26 protein-coding genes are annotated in these 23,942 nt (G+C 56.8%); 3 read left to right on the forward strand and 23 right to left on the reverse strand.

Annotated features, from left to right (window positions below; all coding sequences use genetic code 11):
- Nucleotides 1–54 precede the first annotated feature (54 nt).
- From virB11 to GCU42_RS05580, 19 genes are all read right to left on the reverse strand, one after another.
- Nucleotides 55–1,059: a P-type DNA transfer ATPase VirB11 gene (gene virB11, locus GCU42_RS05495; RefSeq protein WP_114226602.1), complete on the reverse strand. Its 1,005-nt coding sequence runs from the start codon at nucleotides 1,057–1,059 to the stop codon at nucleotides 55–57.
- On the reverse strand, nucleotides 1,056–2,225 hold the full coding sequence (locus GCU42_RS15335; RefSeq protein WP_246165645.1) for a TrbI/VirB10 family protein: 1,170 nt from the start codon (nucleotides 2,223–2,225) through the stop codon (nucleotides 1,056–1,058). The genes virB11 and GCU42_RS15335 overlap by 4 nt, the downstream gene beginning before the upstream one ends.
- Nucleotides 2,222–2,920 (reverse strand): TrbG/VirB9 family P-type conjugative transfer protein, encoded by a 699-nt coding sequence (locus GCU42_RS05505; protein WP_114226604.1) that lies wholly within the window; start codon nucleotides 2,918–2,920, stop codon nucleotides 2,222–2,224. The genes GCU42_RS15335 and GCU42_RS05505 overlap by 4 nt, the downstream gene beginning before the upstream one ends.
- Nucleotides 2,917–3,678, reverse strand: a complete 762-nt coding sequence (locus tag GCU42_RS05510) for a VirB8 family type IV secretion system protein (protein WP_114226605.1) — start codon at nucleotides 3,676–3,678, stop codon at nucleotides 2,917–2,919. The genes GCU42_RS05505 and GCU42_RS05510 overlap by 4 nt, the downstream gene beginning before the upstream one ends.
- Entirely contained in the window at nucleotides 3,675–4,895 is a 1,221-nt protein-coding gene (locus tag GCU42_RS05515; protein ID WP_114226606.1) for a TrbL/VirB6 family protein, read from the reverse strand. Before GCU42_RS05515 ends, GCU42_RS05510 begins: the two co-directional genes overlap by 4 nt.
- Nucleotides 4,892–7,267, reverse strand: a complete 2,376-nt coding sequence (locus tag GCU42_RS05520; RefSeq protein ID WP_114227736.1) for a VirB4 family type IV secretion/conjugal transfer ATPase — start codon at nucleotides 7,265–7,267, stop codon at nucleotides 4,892–4,894. Before GCU42_RS05520 ends, GCU42_RS05515 begins: the two co-directional genes overlap by 4 nt.
- Nucleotides 7,246–7,530, reverse strand: coding sequence for a VirB3 family type IV secretion system protein (locus tag GCU42_RS05525; protein WP_114226607.1), 285 nt, complete (start codon nucleotides 7,528–7,530; stop codon nucleotides 7,246–7,248). The genes GCU42_RS05520 and GCU42_RS05525 overlap by 22 nt, the downstream gene beginning before the upstream one ends.
- Entirely contained in the window at nucleotides 7,531–7,842 is a 312-nt protein-coding gene (locus GCU42_RS05530) for a TrbC/VirB2 family protein (protein ID WP_114226608.1), read from the reverse strand. It lies immediately after the preceding gene.
- Between the two features lie 154 nt (nucleotides 7,843–7,996).
- The gene (locus GCU42_RS05535; protein ID WP_152569460.1) at nucleotides 7,997–8,326 is read right to left on the reverse strand and encodes a hypothetical protein; all 330 of its coding nucleotides are present in this window, start codon (nucleotides 8,324–8,326) and stop codon (nucleotides 7,997–7,999) included.
- Nucleotides 8,327–8,337: 11 nt separating this feature from the next.
- Nucleotides 8,338–8,568: a hypothetical protein gene (locus tag GCU42_RS05540; protein WP_152569461.1), complete on the reverse strand. Its 231-nt coding sequence runs from the start codon at nucleotides 8,566–8,568 to the stop codon at nucleotides 8,338–8,340.
- 171 nt (nucleotides 8,569–8,739) lie between these two features.
- Nucleotides 8,740–9,207: a hypothetical protein gene (locus GCU42_RS05545; protein WP_168713099.1), complete on the reverse strand. Its 468-nt coding sequence runs from the start codon at nucleotides 9,205–9,207 to the stop codon at nucleotides 8,740–8,742.
- Complete coding sequence (locus GCU42_RS05550) at nucleotides 9,201–11,921, reverse strand: RHS repeat domain-containing protein (protein WP_114226609.1); 2,721 nt, start codon at nucleotides 11,919–11,921, stop codon at nucleotides 9,201–9,203. The genes GCU42_RS05545 and GCU42_RS05550 overlap by 7 nt, the downstream gene beginning before the upstream one ends.
- Nucleotides 11,912–13,492 carry a hypothetical protein gene (locus GCU42_RS05555; protein WP_152569463.1) on the reverse strand — a complete coding sequence of 527 codons (1,581 nt, stop codon included), beginning with the start codon at nucleotides 13,490–13,492 and terminating at the stop codon, nucleotides 11,912–11,914. The genes GCU42_RS05550 and GCU42_RS05555 overlap by 10 nt, the downstream gene beginning before the upstream one ends.
- Before the next feature lie 403 nt (nucleotides 13,493–13,895).
- The gene (locus GCU42_RS14995; protein ID WP_162789145.1) at nucleotides 13,896–14,063 is read right to left on the reverse strand and encodes a hypothetical protein; all 168 of its coding nucleotides are present in this window, start codon (nucleotides 14,061–14,063) and stop codon (nucleotides 13,896–13,898) included.
- A 161-nt stretch (nucleotides 14,064–14,224) separates the two neighbouring features.
- Nucleotides 14,225–14,518, reverse strand: a complete 294-nt coding sequence (locus tag GCU42_RS05560; RefSeq protein WP_152569464.1) for a hypothetical protein — start codon at nucleotides 14,516–14,518, stop codon at nucleotides 14,225–14,227.
- Nucleotides 14,519–14,583: 65 nt separating this feature from the next.
- Nucleotides 14,584–14,850: an RHS repeat domain-containing protein gene (locus GCU42_RS05565; RefSeq protein WP_114226611.1), complete on the reverse strand. Its 267-nt coding sequence runs from the start codon at nucleotides 14,848–14,850 to the stop codon at nucleotides 14,584–14,586.
- A gap of 361 nt (nucleotides 14,851–15,211) precedes the next feature.
- Nucleotides 15,212–15,517 (reverse strand): TrbC/VirB2 family protein, encoded by a 306-nt coding sequence (locus tag GCU42_RS15595; protein ID WP_425505007.1) that lies wholly within the window; start codon nucleotides 15,515–15,517, stop codon nucleotides 15,212–15,214.
- Between the two features lie 292 nt (nucleotides 15,518–15,809).
- Complete coding sequence (locus GCU42_RS05575) at nucleotides 15,810–16,970, reverse strand: M15 family metallopeptidase (protein WP_114226613.1); 1,161 nt, start codon at nucleotides 16,968–16,970, stop codon at nucleotides 15,810–15,812.
- A gap of 69 nt (nucleotides 16,971–17,039) precedes the next feature.
- Nucleotides 17,040–17,762 (reverse strand): hypothetical protein, encoded by a 723-nt coding sequence (locus GCU42_RS05580; RefSeq protein WP_152569465.1) that lies wholly within the window; start codon nucleotides 17,760–17,762, stop codon nucleotides 17,040–17,042.
- A 530-nt stretch (nucleotides 17,763–18,292) separates the two neighbouring features.
- Between GCU42_RS05580 and GCU42_RS05585 the strand changes: the two genes are divergently transcribed.
- Entirely contained in the window at nucleotides 18,293–18,994 is a 702-nt protein-coding gene (locus GCU42_RS05585; protein ID WP_162789146.1) for a murein L,D-transpeptidase catalytic domain-containing protein, read from the forward strand.
- A gap of 79 nt (nucleotides 18,995–19,073) precedes the next feature.
- On the opposite strand, the gene GCU42_RS05590 is transcribed toward GCU42_RS05585, so the two are convergent.
- On the reverse strand, nucleotides 19,074–19,268 hold the full coding sequence (locus GCU42_RS05590; RefSeq protein ID WP_114226615.1) for a hypothetical protein: 195 nt from the start codon (nucleotides 19,266–19,268) through the stop codon (nucleotides 19,074–19,076).
- A 357-nt stretch (nucleotides 19,269–19,625) separates the two neighbouring features.
- Between GCU42_RS05590 and GCU42_RS05595 the strand changes: the two genes are divergently transcribed.
- Both GCU42_RS05595 and GCU42_RS05600 read left to right on the forward strand, forming a co-directional pair.
- Nucleotides 19,626–19,913 carry a DUF6232 family protein gene (locus GCU42_RS05595; protein ID WP_152569467.1) on the forward strand — a complete coding sequence of 96 codons (288 nt, stop codon included), beginning with the start codon at nucleotides 19,626–19,628 and terminating at the stop codon, nucleotides 19,911–19,913.
- Nucleotides 19,914–19,921: 8 nt separating this feature from the next.
- Nucleotides 19,922–20,953, forward strand: a complete 1,032-nt coding sequence (locus GCU42_RS05600) for a hypothetical protein (RefSeq protein ID WP_114226616.1) — start codon at nucleotides 19,922–19,924, stop codon at nucleotides 20,951–20,953.
- Between the two features lie 183 nt (nucleotides 20,954–21,136).
- On the opposite strand, the gene GCU42_RS05605 is transcribed toward GCU42_RS05600, so the two are convergent.
- From GCU42_RS05605 to GCU42_RS05615, 3 genes are all read right to left on the reverse strand, one after another.
- Nucleotides 21,137–21,730 carry a DUF5681 domain-containing protein gene (locus tag GCU42_RS05605; protein WP_152569468.1) on the reverse strand — a complete coding sequence of 198 codons (594 nt, stop codon included), beginning with the start codon at nucleotides 21,728–21,730 and terminating at the stop codon, nucleotides 21,137–21,139.
- A complete protein-coding gene (locus GCU42_RS05610; RefSeq protein ID WP_114226618.1) occupies nucleotides 21,727–23,046 on the reverse strand; it encodes a site-specific DNA-methyltransferase in 1,320 nt (439 codons plus the stop codon). The genes GCU42_RS05605 and GCU42_RS05610 overlap by 4 nt, the downstream gene beginning before the upstream one ends.
- 98 nt (nucleotides 23,047–23,144) lie before the next feature.
- Entirely contained in the window at nucleotides 23,145–23,810 is a 666-nt protein-coding gene (locus GCU42_RS05615; protein WP_152569469.1) for a hypothetical protein, read from the reverse strand.
- Nucleotides 23,811–23,942: the final 132 nt, after the last annotated feature.

Raw genomic sequence — 23,942 nt, forward strand, 5'->3', positions numbered from 1 at the left:
ATGCCGCCGGTAAGCCGATGTTTTCACAGCGAATCCTGTTAACGGCCGTCGCCACTAAGCCAACATCGTTCGGCAAATTACTTGCCCGACCGAGCGCCGCCCCGCCGTGCGCTCAAGCTGCACAAACACATCAATCGTGCTCAGAACATAATGCCGGACATCGCTACGGCTCAAAGTGGTTCCGGCCTGCAGCACAAGTAGAACGAGCTGCTCGATAGCACCTTCGGGGCTGTCGGCGTGGATGGTTGTAAGGGATCCTGGATGGCCCGAGTTGATCGCGCGAAGAAAAGTGAATGCTTCAGCGCCGCGCAACTCGCCAAGGATGATGCGGTCGGGGCGCATGCGCAAACTCGCAGCGAGCAAATCGTCTGCGCCAACTTTAGCCTCTCCTAACTCACCCCTGACCGCGATCAACCCGACCTGATTGGGATGATCGCAAGAAAGTTCGGGGGTGTCCTCGATAAAGAGGAGCCGCTCTTCAGATGGGATTTCTCGCAGCAATGCGTTCAGGAAGGTCGTCTTACCGGTCGACGTGCCGCCGGCGATCAGGATGTTACAACGCGAAGTGACAGCATGACTCAGCGCCGCACCCACCTGTCCCGCTCGCAGGAGGTCGTCCAATGTAGTCAGCTTGCGGTCCTTGATTCCATCGACGCTGCATTCATTGAAGAGCCCCTGTTGCTCGAATTCCCGCAGGGAGAGCGCTGCCGGCAAATGCCGACGAATAGCGAGCGCAAGTGGTCCCCGTGTGGCTGGAGGAGCCACGATTTGAACGCGCGATCCGTCGGGCAGTGAGGACGAAAGAAGCGGATGTTCGCGATTGATGCCTTGATGGGTCAGCGCCGCAATCTGGCGGGCGAACCGCTTCAGCATCGCGGGACTTAGCTGCGCATTCTCCTGAAGTTCGATGGTGCCGCCCAAGGTTTCAATCCAGACTTCGTGAGGGCGGTTGACGTAGATGTCGGTGACGTCCGCTCTTGCAAGAAGCTCCGCGAACGGAGCGAGACAAGCTCTTAAGAAGATCCCGTCGGGAGCTGCGACCTTGACCTCGGCGTTCACTGGCGCCGCTCATCGGAACCGAAGTCGAGATCGCGGGCCACGAAAACGCTGATGCTCTTGCCAGCGCGCACACGTAGTGTCGGCGGCCGCTCTGGGCTCGCAACTGTCGCCGCAGTCGTACCTTGGAGCGATCCGGGCAAAGCGACGATCACGGGCGAGCGAGAGGATCGCGTGGCAAGCCCGGTTCCGATGTCGAGCGTCGTACGGAGCAGCGCGGTGCCGAGTCTAGAGAAGAAGTGAGTGTTCACGCTGGCAGGCACGCCGCTACGACCGAGCGGATCAACGGCGGGCGAGTCGAGCTCCATCGTCACACCATCCGGTCGGATGATCCTGCTCCAGATGATCCCAGCGCGGCGCTCACCTGGCGAGAGCTGAGACTGATACTCGCCAATCAATCGACTGCCGCGAGGAACGAGGACTCGGCTGCCATCGAAGCTTTTGACATCGCGAGAGACGAGCGCGCGAGCAAAGCCTTTTTGATTGGAGTCCAACGCCGTCTCAAGCACAGCTGAAATCATCGATCCCTGAGCAACGGTGCCAGACTTATTTGAAAGCGTGCCGGCGCGAACCCGCGGCGCCCCCGCCCACGCCGCATCATTACCGTTTTGAGAGTCATTGGCGGACGAGTGGGCTGAATTGCTCTCGGGGGTGACCTCTCTCCCGGTTGAGGCGTCGGCGACAATGATCGAGCCCGAAGAAACGCGGGGAAGCGGAGCGCTCAGGGGGGGCGGCGGCGCATACGGCATTGGTGCTGCGCTCGGCAGCGGCAGCACGGCGCTTTGTCGCGTGGCAGGTCGGCCAGGCGTAACGAGAATTTGCGGGGGGGCCGTAAGGGGCCGGATGATAGTCTGAACAGGGTGCGGCGCTGGAGCTGGGGTGATCGGCGCCACGGCAATTGGTGGCAAGTACAATGGTTGCGCGTCAGCATAGTTAGGCACGCGCTCACTCGCCTGAACGCGGACAGCTGGCTGCGATGCAGGTTGCCGGCGGCTCTCTAGCACGACGAACAACGTCGTGGCGCACAGGGCAAGAACAATGCCAAATGCCCACGGTGACAAGCCGGTGTTTGGCTTACGAACCACCGGTCGGATATCTGCGAGCTCGGGATCGTCCAACCCGAACATTGCATCGAGCCGCGGATCTTTAGCGTGACGCGCAGTCGTCATCGGCGCCTCTTTAGCGGCATGCGCTCCGCACGAGCGACGCGCTCATCCATTCGGAAAACAAGTTTAGGCACGACGCGGTCAATGACCATCACGTCATCGCGCATCATCCCGTCGACCAGCGCTTCATTGCCGTCGTCGTTGATGGTGAAGACGGCCGGGAGAGCCTGATCGCTCGGCCAACTTATGTAAGTGCGATTGCCATCATCGCGAACGCTGGCAGGCCGCAGCTTGGCGTCGCCGCTTACCCGGTAGATCCCTGCAGGATGTGGTCCGATAGTTGGCTCGGTCTGTTGAACCATCGACGAAGTCGTGGCCGGATAGGAAAACTGCAAATGCCAAGGCGATGATGATCCGTTCGAGGAGCTCGCTATCAATTCGAAATTGTAAATTCGAACATTGGTGACGACCGTCATATTGGTAGAGCCGTCACTCACCAGCGGCTTTAAAAAGAGAAAGTCCCCGCGCCTGTTGGCCGCTGCCTGCCACATCGAGCTATCGCCCATGGCTATGTTTTGCACCTGCTCATCAGGTGATAGCTCAACCGTGATCTCATAGCCGGGAGCGCCGCGGATCGAAACGACGCCACCGGGCGCATAGGCGACCGTCTGAACACGCGGATCTTGGGAATAGCTCTGTCCGGAGGCCGCGCTCGGGACTGCCAGAGCCGCCCCCGCCATGATGAAAACGAACTTCATCGGGTCGGTACACCGACCGGTTGCGTCGTCACCACGGTTTCCACTGTTTCGGGCTTTGACGCAGCCCTATCTGCAATCGGCAGCGCCTCCGGATCACGTCGGTATTTCGTCACCTGGAATCCGAGCGGGTTCACGTACCGGCTCTCAAGCGACATCGGTTCACCGGAGTAGCGATAGGTAACGACTGCTACCCAAGGCATTGCCAGAGACAGGCGGCCAGAAGCATCGCTTCTCACTGTGTCGAAGCGAACCATAGCTACGTTCGGTCCAACAGGAGATACGCTCTTTACACGCGCCTCAATGACATTGCCTGGCGGCAGAATATTCACTGGGCTCGTGGGGTTGGTGACCTGAATGCCGCTCACATAAGAAGCGCGTGCGGTGTCCGCGGACATCAATGAAACCTTATTATACTCATTACGGATCGTGGCGCGGTCAAATCCTTCTCGTGCGATGACATACTGAACTAGGAAGGATTGGGTGAGCGCAGTGTCCGGCGCGATCTTGGCCGGATCGAGCGGCTTGAGCGGTTGAACGAAGCCCGTCGTGCGGTCGACCAACAGAGTGTAAGGTTCGACCGTTTTCAGCGGCGTAAGCAGCATCAGCGCAGCCGCTTCCATGACCGCGATCGAGCCGGCTCCAATGGCGACCCACCAAGCCACCTTGCGCGATGATACAAGCGCTTGAACGCGATCGCGATTCCAACTCGCCGCCTCGGCATAATAAGCGTCAAGCGCTTCTCGGCTATGCTCGTTCATCCGCGACTATCCCGCTCTACAGCCCCCGCGACCGACCGAGAGCGTGACCGGTTGCGACCGCTCTGGCCCAAGGGCACTCGTCCCCGCCCATCAGCGCCGCGAGCTGCTACTTCTTCATTCGCGACAGCTCGGGCGCTGATCAATCGTTCCGATTGAGTAGACCACAATCTCTCTCGACCGGTGATCGATTGAGCGATGCCACTCACTCGGCCTGGGGCGCCCGCAGTGAGCGTAACCAAACGCGGGGTAGCTTGGCCCTTAAAGCTTGCCGACGTTTCAAACGATCTACCTTCGCCTTCACCAAGCGGAAGCAGGTGCAACAGAGGAGCCAACCGAAACGCGTTTGCAATCCGTGACGACGCGAACACGAGTGAAGCCGCCAGCATCGCAAAGAAAAGGGTGATCACGAGCAGCTGAATGGGTGCCGACGGAATGATCTGCTCAGCCTGCCGCCTCGCGATCAGATCCGTGAGCCATGGCTCCAGCATCGTTAGCTGCAGGGTCAACGCGAACCGCGCTCCCAAGCCCGCCAAAGCAGCCCCCGCGGTCACCCGGATCCAGCCTTCAAAGATGCTTCGTGTGCTATCGAAAAAGAGGAAGGCGACAAGAAGTGGTCCAAGTGCCAGCATGAGGGCACCGACGAGCCGCACAAGGCCCAGTGAGCCGATCGCTGTGAAAAGATAGATGATCCTCGACGTCCCGAGAGCGAACGAGTCGAAGCCTGCAAACGGTGGCGGCACTGCTGGCTCAGTCTGCGGAGCGGTGTTGATCAGCGCGGAATACCCCGGGCCCAAAATGGCGAGGCGCGTGAGAGCATCATCGATCCGGTCGAGACGCGCCACGAGAGTTCGATCATCGCCCGAGGCAAAGGTGCGTGACCCTAGCTCGCTAAACAGCTGGGATGGGCCGTCGACAACGACGTCGTAGACCAGCGTTCGATATGCTGGCCAGCTCGTCGCCAGCGCGAGGACAGCGCCAATCTTCACCATCGCGACGACGCCGCTCCGCACCGTCAGAGCCTGGCCTAAGAGCAAATTGTAGCCGATCAGGGCAATGAATAGCGTCAGGAAGCCGCTGAGCACGAGCGAGAGCGTTGAGCCTGGCGCGCTCAGAGCCTGCCAGCTGCCCAATGAGAAGGCTTCAGCCTGGCAGTCAGTCCACCGGAGCACAGAGCCGATGAACCCGATGCTCTCGGGCGAGCTCTCACACAGGCTCATGACGCAAGCTCGAGCAACCGCGGCATCCAGTCTTTCGGATCGTCACCAACCTCAGCCCGCAAGCCGTCCAGCAGGCGGACAGTCCGCTCTCGACCCGACAGGATCGTCAGCAACTCGCCTTCGCCGTCGAGATTGAGCCGAGCCACCACGCTATCGTTGCCGTGCTTGATGAGGAAGCAGCGTGCGCTCTCCGGGATCGTTCGCACAAGTTCGAACTCGTGCTCGGTTAGCCCAAAACCATCGATGTAATCGGCTGCCCGGGCCTTTGGATTGGACATGAAGATCTGAGTCGCGGCCTGTTCGATGATGGCACTTGCGATACGGCTTTCCAGAGCATCCTGAGCGCTTTGGGTGGCAAACCCCACGATCCCGTTGCGCTTACGGATGGTCTTTTCCCAATCCTTGATCCGCCGCACGAACACATCGTCGTCCAACGCCTTCCAGCCTTCATCGACGACGATGATCGCCGGGCTGCCATCAAGACGCTCTTCGACCCGGTGAAATAGGTACATCATCGCCGGCGTCCGGAGAACAGGGTCGTCCAGCAACAGCGTCATGTCGAAGCCAACGGTATCGAGCGCGAGATCGGTGAGATCTAGCGGGTTATCGAATAGCCAAGCTCGATCGCCCTCGCCCCACCACGTCCGCAAGCGCGACCACAGATCATTGGCGAGCGGTCGCTCCGCTCCCCGGAACAGCTCAACGAGATGCCGCAAACGGCGGTGTTGCAGCGGCTCTTCGAAGATGGCCTCAAGGGCCTCCCTTACGAGCTCTTCCTCAGCATTATCGAGCCCGCCAGCGAGAGCGCTTATCCACTCCATCAGAAACTGCCGGTTTGCCGGAGTGTCAGGCAACTGCAGCGGGTTCAAACCTGAAGGACTGCCAGGTCGAAGCACATCATAGCGGCCACCGAGCGCTCTAATGAAGAGTTCGGCGCCACGATCTTTGTCAAAGAAGACGATCCTGGGCTGAAAACGACGGGCCTGCGCGAGCAGGAAGTTGACCACGACTGTCTTGCCCGAGCCGGACGGTCCGATAATCGTGAAATTGCCGAGATCGCCCTCGTGGAAGTTGAAGAAGTATGGGCCAGCCGCCGTCGTTTCGAGTAGCGAGACGGCAGGACCCCAATGATTGCCCTCGGCCCTCCCCAGCGCAAAGTTGTGACAGCTTGCCAGGCCGGCGAAATTGGTCGTGGAAATGAGTCCACGGCGAGCGATGTAGGAGAAATTGCCCGGCAGCTGCGCCCAGAATGCCGGTTCAAGCGCCAAGTCCTCGCGGACAGCATTGATGCCTAGCTCGGAGAGTGCCGCCTGCACTTCGGCGATCGCATCATTAAGTTCTTTCGGGCTTTCACTCCGGACGAGCACCGTCATGTGATGCTCGCCGAAGGCTGCGCGCCCAGCCGCGACATTGTCCTTGGCATCGCTCAACTCATTGCGAAGACTGAGCGCCTCGTCCTCTGCTGAGCGCATCCGGCGAAGCGCCAGGTTCATCCGCGACAGCGCTGCCCCACGATCGACAAATGCGAAGGACTGCGTGACGGTGAGCTCATAAGGCAAGCGCGCAAGCTCATCGAACATCCCGGACGACGATTGCGCGGCGTAATCCTTGATCGACACGATGCCGCAAAACTGCCGCGGGCTCTGACCCGCGCGCCCCAATTCGACCGTATCCTGTCCGAAGCTAACGCGCCTGTAGGGCAGGTAATCTCCCAGATCCTGCATTGGCAGCAGAACAGGCCGAAGTTCTCCGTTGAGCAAATATGACAAAAATTCCAGCGGCTCCGAGCACGGCCCCTCTGGTGTATCGTACACGGAGAGGAGCTGCGGTTCGTAGCTCCCCAGCGAAGCTACCAAGGCATCGCGGACCTGATTTAGCTGCTGAAGGTCGAATTCGCCGCGCCTGCCTGCCGATCCAGTCTTACGCCCCAGCACGTGCTGCACGCGGTCGAACACCCCGACCTTGCCCTGCAACGGCCGGCGAATGAGCGTCAGATAAAGGTCGTTGACGTATAGCCGACGCGACCCGAGACGCTCCGACCATCGCAGATCCAAGTCCTTAGAGAATTCGTCGGCAAACTCTCCTGTTTGCTCGGGGCTGATTTCTCGGCGAACGAGATGATGATACACCGCAAACCGTGAAGATCCGATCGCTTGCAGCATTGCATCCCGCAGCCGCTTGCGATGATTTAGCTCGTCGGTATCCGCAGTCTCGAACAGATAACCACGGAGCCGAATGACTTGGAGCAATAAGCCGTCTCGGGTCTCGAGGGTAAAGTCGTCGACATGCCTAGCGTAAGGCACATGCTTAGCGCTGCCTTCCTCGCGCAGCTGCACTTTCGCATCAGCGGTTAGGCGCGGTAGGAGTTGCAACCCCACACTCGATAGTTTTTCACGCGCGGGCAACGCGAGAGTTTGGTGATCCAAAGATCGAATATGCGCGGTTCTCGCAAACACTGCACAGCAGCGATGACGTGCAGCAATGTGCAGATTGCTAGCACCCAAAGCGACCGGAAAACGAGAAAGAGCTCCGTTGCGACGACGAAGTTCGTGACGAATAAGCTATAGGTCACGCCAGCGAACATCTGAGGGCGCGTGAGCGCTACGAAAACCGTGTCGCGCTCAAGCCCGCTCATCTATTGACCCAATGCCGCGGTGCTATGGATGCCAGCAACGATGCTTGTCGCCCCAAACAGCACAAAGCAGCCAAGGATAACTGTCGCGCCATGTCTCCAATTGATGCGGCCGGTCAACATCATGAACCCGACGGCAGCAACAGCGATGACCGCCGCAACCGTCGCAAATGTCCCTAGCAGGGTCCCTTGCGCCCAATTGACGGCCGACAGGAAAACGCCTGATCCGGCAGGATCAGCCCCTGCTTCCTGAGCAAGGACCGGTGCAGAAAGCAAACTACCCGCCAAGCCGACAAGCGCATGCCTACGAAGCATGCTTCCTCCTATTGAAATGATTCGCTGATACAATCTGTTCGACGTTGGCGAGCTTGACCAGCCCAATCGTCATCTCAACCTTTCTAGAACCCCCTTTAAGCGTCGCCGGGCCAAGAACCACCTTTCGACGGTGTCAGACAGGAATGCAAAACTTTCAATTTTCGACTTGAACGTAGTCGACGGTTTCCGAATCACTGCAGACGTTACAGGTGCCTGCACCGTTGACGTAAACCTGCTTGCCCCGTGACTGTGCCGTGAGAATCGCCGAAATCATCGATTTACCTGCGTCAGTATTCGAGGGGATAGCAAATCGAGAAGTCTGAGTTGCGCAGGATGGTGCGTTTAATCGATTGTTGACGACGTTAAAGAGCATAAAACCCCACTCTGTAACGAGCACGTTGATCGGAACGCCATACCCGGCAGTTCCGGCGAGTGCGGGTGTCGAGATGGTCAACGCGCAGAGCGCGAGCAGTGCTTTCTTCATGGTTAGCCTCACTAGGTTGGAACGCGCACGGCGCGTCGGCCACGATCACGGCGATCAAGTTCGGCGTCTTCGGTCAATGCCAAATTCCGCGCACTCACACCGATGGCGCGATATTTAAAACGGCGCAATGACGCGAAGAACTGCGCTTCAATGTCTTTTCTGCAATCGTCCACTCCTCCGGTTGTCAAATCCAAGACGACTGGCAGGAAGCGAAAATGCAGCCAACGGAAGACCTTGAGCAAAGCGGAAATCCGCTAATATTCTATAGCTCCATGACTGGACGAGTTGAACAATAATAATTCCCCGATTTAGTTTTAGAAATTCTTAGATAAATTGCTCAGCAAATGAGTGGACTTGAAACTGCCCCCCCCCCACAAAGCCGATTCTATCGGTTCATTTGCTCACAATAGCTTCTATTTCCATTCTAAGTCTGGCCGAGAGGCACTTAGATGCTTTCGAAGACGAAGAACATCTTCGTGGCGAAAATGATTTAGAGATACAGAAAAAATACCTCCCGACTTAGTTATAAATTCGACTCTCGAAGTTGGCAACTGCCGGTTCTGATTTTTATAATCAGGGCGCAATTTGCGAATAGAAATCAATTTGATTGCATCAAAATTCAAGCAATCCCATTTACTTGTGCCAAAAGGACGTTTGGCGATGCCGTCTCGATAGATAACAACCCTATAGAGGTACATAGTCGAGACTTTGGCAGCAACATAGAGCCAGAATATTCCTCCGAAGTAAAGAAAACCATTATCAAATTTCTTGTAGTACAGAACTAACATAAGACATTGGATTGCTGCACCCATCGCCAAGTAAGTTATCGGTGGCGCAAGAGAATGACGCAGCTCGAATTGGTCTCCATTACTTGTCAACATCCCATACCTATCCACCGACAGACATAGCTTTTAGACTTCTCTCTGGCTTTGTCCGCTCCGGCCTCTGCTCCAGTATGGGCTAAGTCACGAACCTGATGAGCGGCCGCACCCTTAAGGGCCGTTTGCACTGAAATGTTTCGCGCCGTGCCATTCGCAACGCGGGTTGCCACGCTTTGATGCACAGCCTGCCAGCTGTTGCGGCCCGCCGTAACTCCACCAATCCGAACACTAGGCAAAAAACGCACGACTCCGGCTGTGACCGCTCCAAAAGCTGCGTCCACTCTAACCACTCGACCACTGACATGACCAGTATCTACACCCTGCCGAATGACGCTTCCTGTTCCGGCGGCGATGCCGCCTTCAACTGCTGCGCCTGCTACGACCAGGGATACTCCTGCTGTCTCGGGCACATTTACTACACCTATGCCCATGATCGCACCACTAGCAGCAGCTCCGGAAACATCGCCCCAAGTCGTGTTAGAACCGTGAAGCGCTAGCGTCACACCAATTCCGACTAGAGCTCCGACCCCGCCACCAATAGCGTCATCCACAAGAACCGACTGACCGGTGGGATCCCTGCCGTTAATGGGCTCGTCGCCGACATAGGCATAAAGGTTATACTGGTCGTCGTAACCGATGGGGTCGGTTTGCAGGAAACGGCCGAGCGTTGGCGAGTAAATGCGGGCTTTGTAGTAATACATCCCGAGCTCGGGCAACCAAGCTTGGCCGGTGTACTGGAAGCGGCCGGTGTTTGTGGCCGCCGGAATCCCGTACTCGTCGTAGCTGTTGGCGGCGGCCTGTGCTCCAGAGCAGTCCGCCTTGGCAATGACCGAACCCTGCCAGTTGGTGTGGAGAAAGCGCGTGCCCGAGCAATTGAGCTGCGCGCCGGCATCGTCGACCAGCACCTCGTCAGTGTTTGGTCCGAAGATGTAGCGCCGCGTGATAGCGTTCGAGCCATTGTACTCCAGCGCGAGACGATCACCGTCGTAGACGAAGCGGGTGATCATCCCGGCCTTGCTGATCTGGAACAGTCGACCCAGCGGATCGTACGTCAGCGCCGTTCCGTTGCTCGAAGAGACAAGCCGGTTCTCAGCGTCGTAGACAAAGGTGGTGGTGACCGGTGTGCCATTGGCATTGTTGACGGTCTGCGTGGCAAGATTGCCATTGGCATCGTAGGTGAATGTCGCACCGCCCGCAGCCGTATATTGGTTCAGGCCATTAGTGGTGTACGGCCGGTTGACCGCAGCGACGCCCGTCCAGGCGTAAGCATCGTTATCACGGGCTTCGCTCGTAATACCGCTTGCCGAATTGTAAGTGAAGCTCTCGGCCAAGTTGCCGTAATTGGCAGAAAAACTCTGCTGAAGTAACGATAGGCGTGAGATACCATCGTAGTTGTAGGTGGTTCCGCTTGCTAAGCGCTGCATGCCGCTTCGTCGACCAGCCGCGTCGTAATTGATGGCCAGATACTGCCTAGTGCCAGCCGGCGTCGTCCAGGTGCCTGTGGTGGGCCGATCAAGTCCATCGTAGGCCGTCGTGAAATAGTCGCCGTCCGGATGCTGCAGGATGTCCCGGTTGCCATTGGAATCGTAATGCGAGCCCATCGTACCCGAGAGCCCAGCCATGTTCACCGTTGCGAAGGTCGCGCGACCAAAGCCGTCGTACGTGGTGGAGATGCCCTCGCCCGAGGCGAACCGGGCGTACGTCTGCAACCCACGCAAATCATACCCGTACGATACTGTGTACCCGGGAGCGCCAGTAGCCGACGTCGGCACTGTCTTGGTGGCCATCCGGTTCAACGCATCAAAGGCAAAGGTGAGCGTCGTCCCATCGCGTTTGCGCAGGCTCGTGCGGTTGCCGTTGGCGTCGTAGCCGTACTGCTCGTAGTCCCCCGTGTTGACGGCTCCAGCTGTGGACAACGCCGTCGCCTGGCTCGAGAAATCATAACCTGAAGGTGGCGCCGCGACAGACGGGAACTGCCACTGGCTCAATTGGTCAAAGCCGTCGTAGACATAGCGCGCCCTATTGCCGACCGCGTCGATGACATACTCACGCTTGCCGTTGGGCGTGTAGCTGAGCGTTGCCTCCGCCCGCTCTTTGTCAGTGCCGACCCCGTTACGAATCTGCACGACCTGACCGGCCGCATCGTAGATGTTGCGACTAATCCGATCGGGACTGGGATTATTCGGCGAGTTTGTCGTACTTGGCGTGCACGCGCTGGCCGGCAGTGAGCCGAACACGGCTGGCGTCATACGCACTGCCGTGCAGTCTATACGCCCGAAGGCATCGTAGCTGAACTGGGTATAGCTTCTGATGACCCCATCGGCACTCCTAAGCACTTCAGCAATCTTCTGACCTGCGGAGTCGTAGCTGAAATCTTTGTACGAAAGGATTTGAAAAGAATTCGACCAGCTATTTGGAGGAACTGACGGCGGTTGCCACGTTGTGAGACTACCTTCTTCTATCCGAGAAATTAAACCTCCCGTTCCGTAAGTTGTCCTTGTTGCGACGGCTGGATTGGCGGTACCGATACCGTCTGGATCAGCAGAAATGACCGCAACGACGCGGCCAGCCATGTCATACCGCCACTCTTTGGTGAATGCGGCAGGCGAGCTTTGTGCGGTTGCCGGCTCCGCCCCTAAAAAAGCGGCTAAAAAGGAAGAGCTCAATGAGGCAACGAACAGCTTATCAAGGGGTCGCTTCTTGATCACGAACATGACGATAATCCAGCTCTGGGAGAACTTTCCGAAATCTTTTCGCCGAAGTAGTTATAACCGTAGCATGTGCGTAGTGTAATTCCATTCGAGGTAACCGCTATGCCTTTTAGTAGGAGGTTGTTTGGACCAGAAAACGGTCCGTAGTCGTACGTTTTTGTCACTTCGTCTGCTGTCCCGCTACACGTCTGAGTTGTCTGGCATGATGTTTCGCTTGTAAGCATTGAGATTGGGGGGCCAGCTGGGACGACATTTCCCTGGTTATCCTTGATGTACGCCGTTCTCAGCGTGTAGGAAAAAAGAGTAGTCTTTCTCAGACCACTGCGATCCGCCGGAAGAGTTACAGACGTGATTTGACCGGCCGAATTATAGGTGTAGTCAGTCTCGCCGTTCCGAGCATCGATAACTGCCGATGGCTTATTGCAGAAGGCCTGAGTCTGGGCAGTACAGGACTCAGGATAGACATATTGAGTTGCGATCTCGCTAGCACCTGATCCTGGCTTCGGGGTTTGATAGGCTACTTTGACGTTCCATCTGGAGTCGTATTCAAATCGCTGGCCATTACCCTCAGGCAAGCCCACGCTCGATACTTCGTGAAGCATGTTGAAACCGTAGGTCGTTGTCTTACCAAGAGCATCAGTTACGAAATCGAGCACCAAACGCCCACCACCCCATCCTCGAAAACCGCGATTAGCCTCTGAGTAAGACAGCTGATTTCCGCTTGACGAAGAGGAAATCTTGAGAAGGTAGGGAAGTGTATTAATATTATTTGACGAACCATAGCTCCCATACAGTTGCCGCTGCTGGTTGTAAGTGACAGTAGTACCGTCTTTGACTATAGACGAGACAAGTACCTCGTCTTGGGTGTCTGGATTAGAATAGGAAATTGTGAGCGATTCTGCAGTATTCCAAGGAAACGTGATACCAGCTGGGTAGTATCTTGGCACAATGAACGGATCATTTCCTGGAGTTGGGGAAGCGTTATAATTATTGATGTAGTACTTTTTCTCGGTATATGCATTGATGACCGTGCTACGATAGATAGTTCTTCCGCCAGCAGAATCGTAAAAATAGAGGCCAGGAACGTCCCCTGTTTGAAGGCTAGAGTGCCGGTCGAAGCTGACTGCGCCGCAGGATGTCGCCTCTACCGCACAAGCATCAATTGCTCTATTTATTGCACGAACGAGCACGCCTTGGCTGTTGGTCTCATTTTTTAAAATGAATCCAAAATTGTTCGCAATCGTGACAGCACGATTAAATTGCCCATCAAGGAACTTGTATTGGATTTGCCGGCCATCTGGATAAGTTAAAACGATTACACCACTTCCCGTAACATTCGTTTCGAGGGTGACCCCGTTCTTATCTTGAAAGAGTACGCCATTGGCGGTTAACGTCATCGTTCCGCAGTTGGGGTATTCGGCCTCGAAGGGCGTTCCCTGCGTCAAATTTCGACGGAAGGTGCACGAACCTTCAGGGTACTCAATGGAGTAATACTCGTAGCCGTAAGCTCCATCAGTTCCAGTACTCTTGAAAACGAAAATATGACCAACTGGTCGGAAGTCCAGTTGATTCATGCTTGCGTAGTCTTGAGATCCCGGTGTTCCTGGATTCATCGGCATGTAGGCTAGGCTTATATTTGAGTCGCCTTGCCCTATCTGAATCTGCGTCGGAGTCGGAGTGAAGATACGCCCGGACTTTCTCTCAACCCCAAAGTCGTCAGTGACCGGTTGGTGAATTTCCGGCGCAGGACCATAGGCGTTTGCACCTACATGCAACGTTATCCCGGCATATGCGAGGACCCACCGCTTTCCACGAAACATGTTTTGACTATCCCGAGTTCAATGGAAAAAGTTTAGTAATTAACACTGAAAGGGCTTCCATTCGGCGCCACCCAGCGTCAGTCGAATCCTTAGGCCAGGTTCTAATCCCTTGCTGCTTGGTCGCCTCTTCAATCAGAGCAACCGACTCAATTAGAGATCAGCACGAAGTCGACGCCTTCGGAGTCACCCCGGCGATGCAAATGCCGGTGCGGCTGATGAAGACTTGTTTGCCGCCAGCTTGTGCCGAGAGGATCATGGCGATCATCGCCTTGCCCCAGTCCGTGTTTGACGGAATGGCAAAGCGATTTGGCTTGTTGCGGCGCAAGTCGGCGCCCCTGAGCGATTGTTTGGAAGATCGAACAGCATCGGCCCACCTTGGGCCACCAACACATTGATGGGCGGACCGGAGCCCGCCGTTCCAGCGAGAGCGGGAGTTGCAATGGGGCAGGACGCAGAGTGCCAGCAGTGCTTTCTTCATGGTCAGCCTCAGTTGGTTGGAACCGCGCACAGTGCGTTGATGGCGGCGATCATATCGGGCCGCCTGGCGGTGGCCGCGAGTTGGCGGGCGCTGGCGCAGGTGGCGTCGGTGCGGCCGCTACGCAGCGGCGCATACACCTGCGCTTCAAGCGCTTGTTCCGCGCTCTTGCGCGCCTCGGCCTCGGCCTGGGTCTCGGGGGTGACCGGCGGGGGCGTGCAAACCCCTCCGCCAGCGCACAATGGGTGTATCGGCACACTCGATGTACTTTGCATCAGTGCGGCCAAGAAAATGTAGCCGATCAACTTGTCGCCCCCCTGTTTCTAAGATGCGCTCCGATCGCCCATCGTCAGCACGCACAAACGCATGATTATTTGGCCCTCACTGTGGCAAAGCCGTTGAGCGGAACGACGATGTAGATTGTATTTGAAGAGACGCCTGCACCGGTCGCTCCGCCAACCGGCAGGTTGTTACCCGTCACCTGCACCGACGTCCGGTTGTCCGCTTTGTCGTAGTTGTAGACCGCGTTCACGCCGTCATTCCGCCCACCTGCGTGGGTAACCGTTACCAACCGGCCGAGCGCGTCGTAGGTGTAGGTGATGGTTTCAGCTGCTGCTGGAGCCGCAAGCAGGCACATCGCTCCTGCCGCGATGAGAGTAGATCGCAGGGACCATTTTGGGGCCAAACCGCCTGATCTCATCTTGCCCCCGTTCCGCCATCGCAACGCAAAAAGCGGCGAATCGAGCGGTTCAGCGCAAACTATGCCCCATTCAAACCCGCTGTGAAGCTACAAACTGCGTTAAGAACCATTACTTCTGAATGCCGCCGGTAAGCCGATGTTTTCACAGCGAATCCTGTTAACGGCCGTCGCCACTAAGCCAACATCGTTCGGCAAATTACTTGCCCGACCGAGCGCCGCCCCGCCGTGCGCTCAAGCTGCACAAATACATCGATCGTACGCATCCGATCCTAAAGGCAACTGCCTCAGCGAAACGCCCTCACCTCGGTTGTTGCAGAACAGCCCCCGCGTAAGGATCTGAAGGCGTCTGCGGCTTGCTTGGGGGCGCTGCGATCGGCGACGTGATTGGAGCTACTGGTGCTGGTGAAATCGCAGCGATTTCGGCTTCTTGAGATGGCGAGCCAAGGCTCAGCAGCGCTGCGGCCAGACCACCTGCTCCAAATACAATGAAGCAGCCTAAGATCGTTCGCGCTGAGACACGAGGATTCATCTTGCCAGTAAGCAGCATAAGCCCGATCCAAGCCACTGCGATCACAGCAACAGTGACAGCGAGCGAGCCCGTCATGAGCTCGCTCAGCCAAGCAATAGCCGATGCTATCACGTTATGTTGCTGCTGAACTTCCACGACCTTCGATTGACCACGAAAAGGGGGTACTGTGAAGAGACGTCTTCGCTTCGTGGTTCGAGATTGCGCATGCCGGAAAGACAGCGGCTCACGCTCGTCAAGTTTCAGCCATCCGTCGTCGACAACGTGGCAGGCTAAGTCTTCTCTTTGCGAGCATCAGCAAAGCCAATCCGGTGACGATGCGCTGCTTCAAATTGCGAAGGGTCAATCGCAGCCGCGCCGATCGTTGATCTCAAGCGACTAGACTCTTGAAACGAGTCCTGCGGTACAAGACATCGGCTGAATAGTTTTTTCCTGTGGTGAAGTGATCAACGTCTAGTCCTGCTGCGATAGCCGTCCGCACTCCCCCACGGCCGCAATTGTAAGCTGCAACACCCGCTCGGAGTGGATCGATGTTCGGCGCCTTGTGGGCATCAAAGTAAGCGATGTTCTCGGCTAATTCGCGACAGCCATGATCAATATTCGCGCCCGGGTCACGCCAATTGCCTGTTTGGGCGAAGGGCTGTTGGTAATCTGCCTGCAGCAAGCCCCTGCCCCAGCCCAGGCCATCCGGAGGCATAGAATACCCCCACTTTGCTGCGCTACGAGGCCTCCAATCACCGGTTCCGGCGGGGCCCGGTGGCTTGAGAGTCAGCCCCCAGTCGGACTCGCGCGAGCCAAGTGCATAAACAAGCAAGGGATCGAGTGAATATTTTGCTGCAGAGGCGGCGACAAACGGCTTGTACGTTTCGGCAAGCTCTAATTCGTGATCAGGGTGAGACGCGATAAGGTGGTCGGGGATGCCAGCGCGTCCTAAGGGCACTGAGAACCTTTCAAACTGGGCGTATGTGTAGCCTAGCTCTCCTTCGTGCGCCCACGTCCGAATGGTCTGGTCAGCAACTTCAAAATGCATGTCGTCGGCAAAGCCGATCCCAGAATACCATCCAGCTTCATTAAAGTATGGCACTAAGAGCGCGATAAAGTTGGGAACGACGTGGCCTGTATTTGCTGGCGGCGGCGTCTTATCGAGTCTGAGATCGATTGCCGTTCCCCAGGCGTGGTTGCTGATCAGTTTCGAGGGGTGGCCATCAGTCGGTCGCCGCAATCTCACGACTAACATACCATCGCCGCGCAGCACGGGCCTGAGTTCGGGATTGTCCCTGAAGGCCTTCGAGAGCAAGGTTGCCAAGCTCTTCACCGCTGGCGCAATTCCGTTAGCATTGACGCCGCCGATCTTTTTGAAGAACTCAAGCTTGCGGACAAGGGCGCTGGCGCGCTCGGGCGTATCGTCAGTCGTTAACGGGAGTTGCGGGCTGCCCAGGCAGCTAATCATCGTTTCCTCGCGCGCCGAACTCAATCCCACATTGAGATTCGGTATTGACGAGACTGGCACCATATCGGCGAGCTTTGTCATACAGCCTCTCCAGAAAGAACGGATAACTGCATCCGGCGCGATGGTGAGAACGGAACGGTCGGCGGCACCTCAACCGGGTCGAACAGCTATCGGGTGATGATCTTCGGGCGCAGGACTGGGAGTCGATGTTGACCGAGAGCCTGCTCCTGCCGCTGGAGCAACGGCACGGCCAACATCCCCACCGCTTTGCGCGCCAGTCAGATCGTGCGCTCTATTCTCGCCACTGATAGGATTGGCCTGCTCAGGTGTTTTTGGCGCCGCGTTCTTGATAGACTCACGGACTAGAGTGAGAATCTGAGGCGGCGTGCAAAGGTCTTCGTTGTCTTGCAGCTGATTTATCGCAAACACGAGCTCCGTAGGGGCATCGTCCATCACAGCACGGCGATGATTGCTCAGAGCAGTCATCGTCATCGTTCGTACCGACCCAATGTTTTCGGCACCGAAGAGAAAGCGCTGGTCGTAGATATCTAGCGACGACGCGGCGGCGCCAGTCACGAGCGAGAACCCAGTCAAAACGTCCGTTCGGTTATTTTGCTTTGCGAAAGCACCAAGACCGATGATGCCAGTGACCACCGCAGAAACTGGCGCAATGAGGTCGCGGAGGACTCGCGTGTCGCGCTGATTGCGCCCCATTTGGTTAAAGTACTCGTTGCAGTTCGCTTGTATGAGCGCGAAACCGCTATCGAGCACCCTATGCACTTTCTGCTCGTAAGCAGTTCCCGAGAATTGCTGCGAGGTCCGCGCTGCGAAAGCGATTTGTAAGTCGTTCGCAAAGATGGTTCGGAGACCCAACGAGCGGGGTGCTGGACCCGCGTACGCACCGCCAATTGGAGCGAACTCGTGGATACGCTCGGCTCCGCGAGAGCTGCTGCATGCTGAACACGACGAGAGAATTGCAGCGCTCAGCAGTACAGCTCTCGTGATCATCGCTCAGCCCCCAGACTACAATCGAGTCGAGTACGCAGAACCGCTTTCCATATTATCCTGAAGTAAGTAAACGGAATGTCAACCATGGTTTTATCGGGTAGGAGCTCTTGCCTCCTAAGCGAAGGCGCGCCCTCGGCAGTGGCTTGTTTGAGAGGATGATCACTGGATCTGCTGTTTCGTCTCGGTTTGCCTACTCGTGGAGGGTCAACATGAAGTTTGCGGCCTGCTTCCTGGTCCCACTCACTCTGATACCAATTGCTAGGCTTAACGCGGCGACGGCTGAGGCGCCGCCCACAGTATCAGTTAGCTGCCCCAGCCGCAGCGCTGTTCTCGCTGCGCGCGCCTCTCTCGCGAACTCCGAACGTTCAATTCCATTGCAACTACTCTCGGACGCTATGGACAGTCTGGAAAAGCACGGCTGCCGACCTGGACCGCGCGCGGAGGTCATGGTCGTGGATTTTGCGCTCCCCTCCGGCACGCCGCGATCTTGGTTAGTGAACGTTGTCACCGGCGCTGGTCAGGACGTGCCTTTCATCGTTGCCCATGGACAGGGCTCCGATCCTGATCAGAAGGGCCGAGCAGTTTTTTTTGGGAATATTCACGACAGTCAAATGTCTTCGCTAGGCGCCTTTGTAGGTGGCAGGGACGCGAAGACGGATGCCCATCCTGACGCGGTGGTGCTTTACGGACTGGACGGACCGCTCAACGATCAGGCGCGATCAAGATTTATTTACCTCCACTCAACCTTCAACGAGTCTCCCGATTACGTGAGTGACGAGTATATTGAGGGCAATGGTCACAAGGCTGGACGGAGCTGCGGCTGTTTTGTTGTACAGCGCGATGCCTTCATAAGAAGGTTGAAACCCGCTGTCTCGAACGGTGGATTCATTTATGCCGGATACTCTGGAAGTATAGACACCCACCATCGCTTCTATCCGGGACCAAGAAGAGAATGCGGGACTAATATCGATAGACGCTCAGCAAGCACCAATCGACTCCGTCGAGAAATTCGAGATAGACCAATTGGCGTCGCGGGCAGCGAAGAAGGCAAGCGTTCTAAGCGTGGGAGCGATGAGGCGCCTGGCGGCGCGCCCTAGCCGGCGGGGGCTATTCGCGTCGATCCTGTAATCCAAGTCCTGACATCCACGAGGTCTGGAAGACAGACGCTGTGACTCATCAGAATGCGGCAACCACCGGCAACCAGAGAACGCCGCCAAACAGGCCTGAGCCAGTCACAAAAGCTAGATCGATGCTGCGGCAATCGCCCGCTGACCGCTCCACCATTCGGCTGAACAAGAACCGTGCGAGCAGGCCTTGAAGCGCGAATATTCCGAGGCTGCCTATCACGCCGTCCTCGACGATGCTGGACACGTGAGGAAAGATCGTATGGGGGATTAACAAGGGCCAAGATCGGCCGGAGGATACTTATTAGATATTCTCGCCAAGTCATTAGCCGACTTGTCGGCGCCACTGTCGCCGCTATTGGGCTCGCATGCAGCGAGCGACAGACGGCCAAATATCGAAACCAATCTCATAAGTGCCGCCCCCTTAACATTTCATAGGTTAAACACTAAAATTGTGGTCAACCTTACTTGCCTTGTTCGCTGGACGCGTTAGCGTCCGCTGAATCAAGACAGGGGAACCAGCGTGACAACTTACCAAAGGGGTAACATCTCTGTTGACCGCTATTTCGCACGGTTCGGTTCCAAGAGTTACGCAATCAACAAGATGAACACCGTTGAGATCCGAGAACAGCAACCAAGGCACGGGGCAGCCACCCTCCTAGTAGGCGTCGGCGCAATCGTGCTTCTTGGTAACCTCGCACCTGGCAATCAAGGTTGGATGGTCGCCGCCATATTCTTGGCTCTTGGCGCATATCTCTGGATTAAGGCTAAAGCTGTTTACCGGCTTTTCCTTATGACATCGAGCAACAAGGTCCAAGCCTACCAAAGCAAAGATGCGAGCGAAACCACTGCGCTTCGGCAAGCCGTTGAAGGCGCAATGATGGGGCGTTGAGCTAAGCGATGTTCAAGTACCCCACAGTTTTCGTGATCGGCGCGGGAGCTAGTGCCGAGGTCAACATGCCGGTTGGCAATCAGTTGGCCGTAAAGATTAGTGAGTTACTGAATTTCCGCTTTAAGTTCGATCAGATCGAGTCGGGAGATCCCGCGGTTTTCTTCGCAGCGCGTGCGGCAATTGGCTCGAACCGGATGCAAATCGACAATGAGATATACGTCGCCGGTAACCGGGTCAGCCAAGCATTGGTTGTTGCTCCGTCAATCGACACGTTTGTTGAGAATTTTAGTCACGATCAGACGCTTGTTGCGGTCAGTAAGCTCGGCATCGCTAAGGCAATTCTACAGGCTGAAAAGGGCAGCGCTCTTTTTGCGAATTCTAATGGATTGGACCTTCGCCGAGTGCGCGGAACGTGGTTTGCCAGCTTGGCTGAAAAACTGTTTTCGGGCGTGTCTGCGCGCGACATCAAGTCAGCCTTCAAGAATGTGACTTTTGTCACCTTCAACTATGACCGATGCCTCGAGCTATTCCTGCACGCCGCACTCATTCAATGGTTTGGGATCGACTCGAACGAGGCCCGGGACGTCCTTAGCGGCGTACGCATTTACCACCCATATGGTCGGCTTGGTTCGATATGGGCAACGAACGGCACTGCGATTCCGTTTGGTGGCGAAAACGTTGAGTTACGTGAGGTCGCTGACGGCTTGATGACCTATTCGGAAAGCACGCGGGATGCAGCGCTCGCCGCTGCAATTCACCATCAGATGCGAGAAGCGCGAAACCTGATATACCTCGGCTTTGCTTTTCACGAACCAAACATGCAACTGCTTACCGTTGGTCGCCACCCTAATCATCCCTTCCCAAGGATCATCGCTTCAACCTACGGTTTCTCAAAGCCCGATACCGCCGTCATCGAGGCACAGATTGCAGACGTCTATGGTATGACATCGGGCGAGACAGGCGGTATGATCCTTACGCATGCCGGGAAATGCGTCGAAATCTTCAATCAATACGGTAAAACGATGATGGTTGCCGCCTGATGTTTCGCGTTGCCGCGCTCCCCGTTGGTGAGCGCGAGCATGAGCCTATTGTATATTTCATGCATCTACTGACCGAAAAGTCCGCAGTGGGTCGAATGCAGGCGTTTGTTGACGCGTCTTGGGTCGTGCCGCGATTGACCATTAGAGCGAACAATTGGCCGAGAACGCACACCTTAGAGCGTCTCAGTCGTGTACCAACCAGTCAGTATTTCGGATCGCTACCATGCCGTCGGCACCACGCGTGACCTCGTAGGTGCCCGCCAATCGTCGCGCGTACTGCGGTCCGAGCGGCGACTCTCTGTCTTGAGGAGCCGGCTCACCCATTCCTTTATTCATCAGGGCAAGCAGCAGCGTACTCTCGGCAAGCGACAATGCCTTGATGTTCGTAAGGCCGCTCTTGGCTTCTTCAGCGACGTTGTCCTGCCGCCCGTAAGTTTGCAGCAGCCGGATGCCAAACTCGAGCATGCGCGGAGATGCCGGTCCCTTGAAGAGCGCTTCGAGAATACGCTCCGCATAGGCGTCGGCGACTGCCATCGACATGCGTTCGCCATCTCGGTTGACGGCGATGCGCTTCGCGAGAGCTTTTCGGAGGGCGCTCTCGAGCGTGCTGCCTCGCGGACGTCCGCCGCCCTTGTTACCCATGCCGAACTGGGTACGAACAGGCGGGTTGCAAAAGCCCCCTTCGTTGTTTCCCTTATAGAGTTCGGAACGGGGTTTCCGCCGTTTGGGCCGGCGCGTGTTCTCATCCTTGGAGTGAACATCCGGCTTCTTGCTCACAGGCCTCCCTCCTGACGGGAAGCTTTCAGGTCCGACCAGACCATTCCGGAGGAATGAATCGGATCTACACCCATCTGCTCGCTGAGGCGCCTGATCGCCAGATCGGCGTACCACGGGTCGATTTCCATCCCGAAGCCGCGACGCCCCACTCGATCGGCAGCGAGCACCGTGGTGCCGGAGCCAAGAAAAGCATCGAGAACGACGTCTCCTTCGTCGGTACAATCAAGGATAGCGTCCGAAATCATGCTCACGTTCTTGGCCGTGGGATGACTTTTCAACTCTGCGTGGCCGTTACCGAACGCTGAGGGCGCGTCATAACGCCACAGGTTCGTGCGGTTGCGACCGTACTTGCCGAGGCAAACGTTGTCCTTAGTTTTGCCCCCGGGCACGCGAAACACGCACACCAGTTCGTGCTGGCTCCTGTATGGCGAGCCGAGCCTGCCCGACTGCTTCGCCCAGACGCAGATATTGACGAGTTCACCCACCTCATTCTTGCCGGCCTCAAGCATCACGTCCACGCTGCGCCAGTCGATGAATTGGTAGATCAGCGTCCCCGGCGCGCAGCAGGACGCCTGGTTGCGCAGAACTCCCTTGGTAAAGGCGAGGAACTCTTCGCGAGTCATCTCACCGGCGCACTCGTGAAAGTCAGGATGTTTGGTTTTGCCTCGGCCCGAGATGAAGCTTGCCGGCAGATTCCACGGCTGGTCCGAGATGACCGCCCGCGCACATTCTCGGTCCAACAACAGCTCAAAACTCGACCGCTGCTTGGCGTCCAGGCAGCCAATGCGGTGCTTGTCTCCAAACGTGAAGACGTCGCCGGGGCGGCAAGTGGCAGGGCTATTTCGGTGGGGCTCGGGCACCTGCTCAACAGACGCATCCCCTTGGTCAGTCCCGAAGAGAACCTCATCCATCTCCGGCGTTTCGAAACCAAGCTCGATCGGCGAGATCCCTACCTCGAGCGTCCTGATCAGCTTGATCTCGCGGGACAGGAGTTCCACGGACCACTCGCCCTTATCCGAGATGCGGTTGTCGGCGATCCGGTAAGCCTTCTGCTCAGCTTCACTGAGGTGCGGCAGGATCACCGCCGGAATGCTAACGAGACCGAGCCGCATTGCGGCGAGATGCCGCGCGTGACCAGCGATCAGCTCGCCATCGGGCGCGACGAGGACCGGATTGATCATTCCGAACCGCCGGAACGAGGCCTCGAGCATCGCAAGCTGCTTCTCCGGATGCAGCTTCGGGTTTTGCGGATAGGGCTTGATGTGCTCGATCGGCAGTTCGACGATCTCGAGAGCGCATGTGCGAACCTTGGCCACTCATCTTCTCCTGCTTGTGGAGAAGCGGGCCTATCTATCGACGCGTGCGCCTCGGGATCAAAAGTATGTAACGGCAGGCCGGTCCGGCAGTCAGTTCGTCATCCGAGCTGCCGACGCTGCTTTATGGCCCACATGCAAGCGCTTCGAAAACCACGCCGCTTCGCGGGGTCTTCCTCAAACTCAAGGAAAAATGCCTCGACCATCTTCGTGAAAGCGGTCTGAGGCTCGCCCATATAAATACGATGCTCGCGTACCGAATGTGTCGGCACCTGATTGGTTAGACGCTCGTAGACTTCTGCTAATCTTTGAACAGCCTGCATCTGCCCAGAGTCACTCTTAGTGCCTCGCTGTTTTCGCAGCTCCCCGCAACTTCTCTTGCAATTGGCTGCAAGCCAACTCAGTGTGCCGGAGAGCAGCAGTCTGCCATGATCTCCCTCGCGTCGTATGGGCTCGTCTTCCTGATGGACGATAAGCAACCACTCGGCCGACTGAGGCAAATTTGCCAGCATAACGCTGAGCTTTTCGAGCGAATTGACGAGCTTCTGTATGACCGCCGCTTCGGTCAACGCTGTTGCGGCGCAATCAGAAAATGCGAGATCTTCAGTCAATTCGATGATTGCACGAGCCAGTGTCGACATGTGCAGCCACTCTTCAGCATTCTGATCAAAATGCAGCCAAAGTTCCTCCTCATTGACGCCAATGCGCTTGATCAAGACACGCGTGGAGTCCGCTGTGGCACCCAATCGCCTGAGTGTCTCGGTCACGTCCGGGCGCGAGGGTCTGCCAGCCTCAAGTGCGCGCGAAAGCAGGTACTCGCTAAGCACCTCTGCGAGTAACTGCTCACCTAATACACGATCGACTTGCGCGCCATCTTCGAGCGGCTTTAGCACACGGCT

Origin of the sequence: Sphingomonas ginsengisoli An et al. 2013 (assembly GCF_009363895.1) — a bacterium.
Lineage (GTDB): Bacteria > Pseudomonadota > Alphaproteobacteria > Sphingomonadales > Sphingomonadaceae > Sphingomicrobium > Sphingomicrobium ginsengisoli.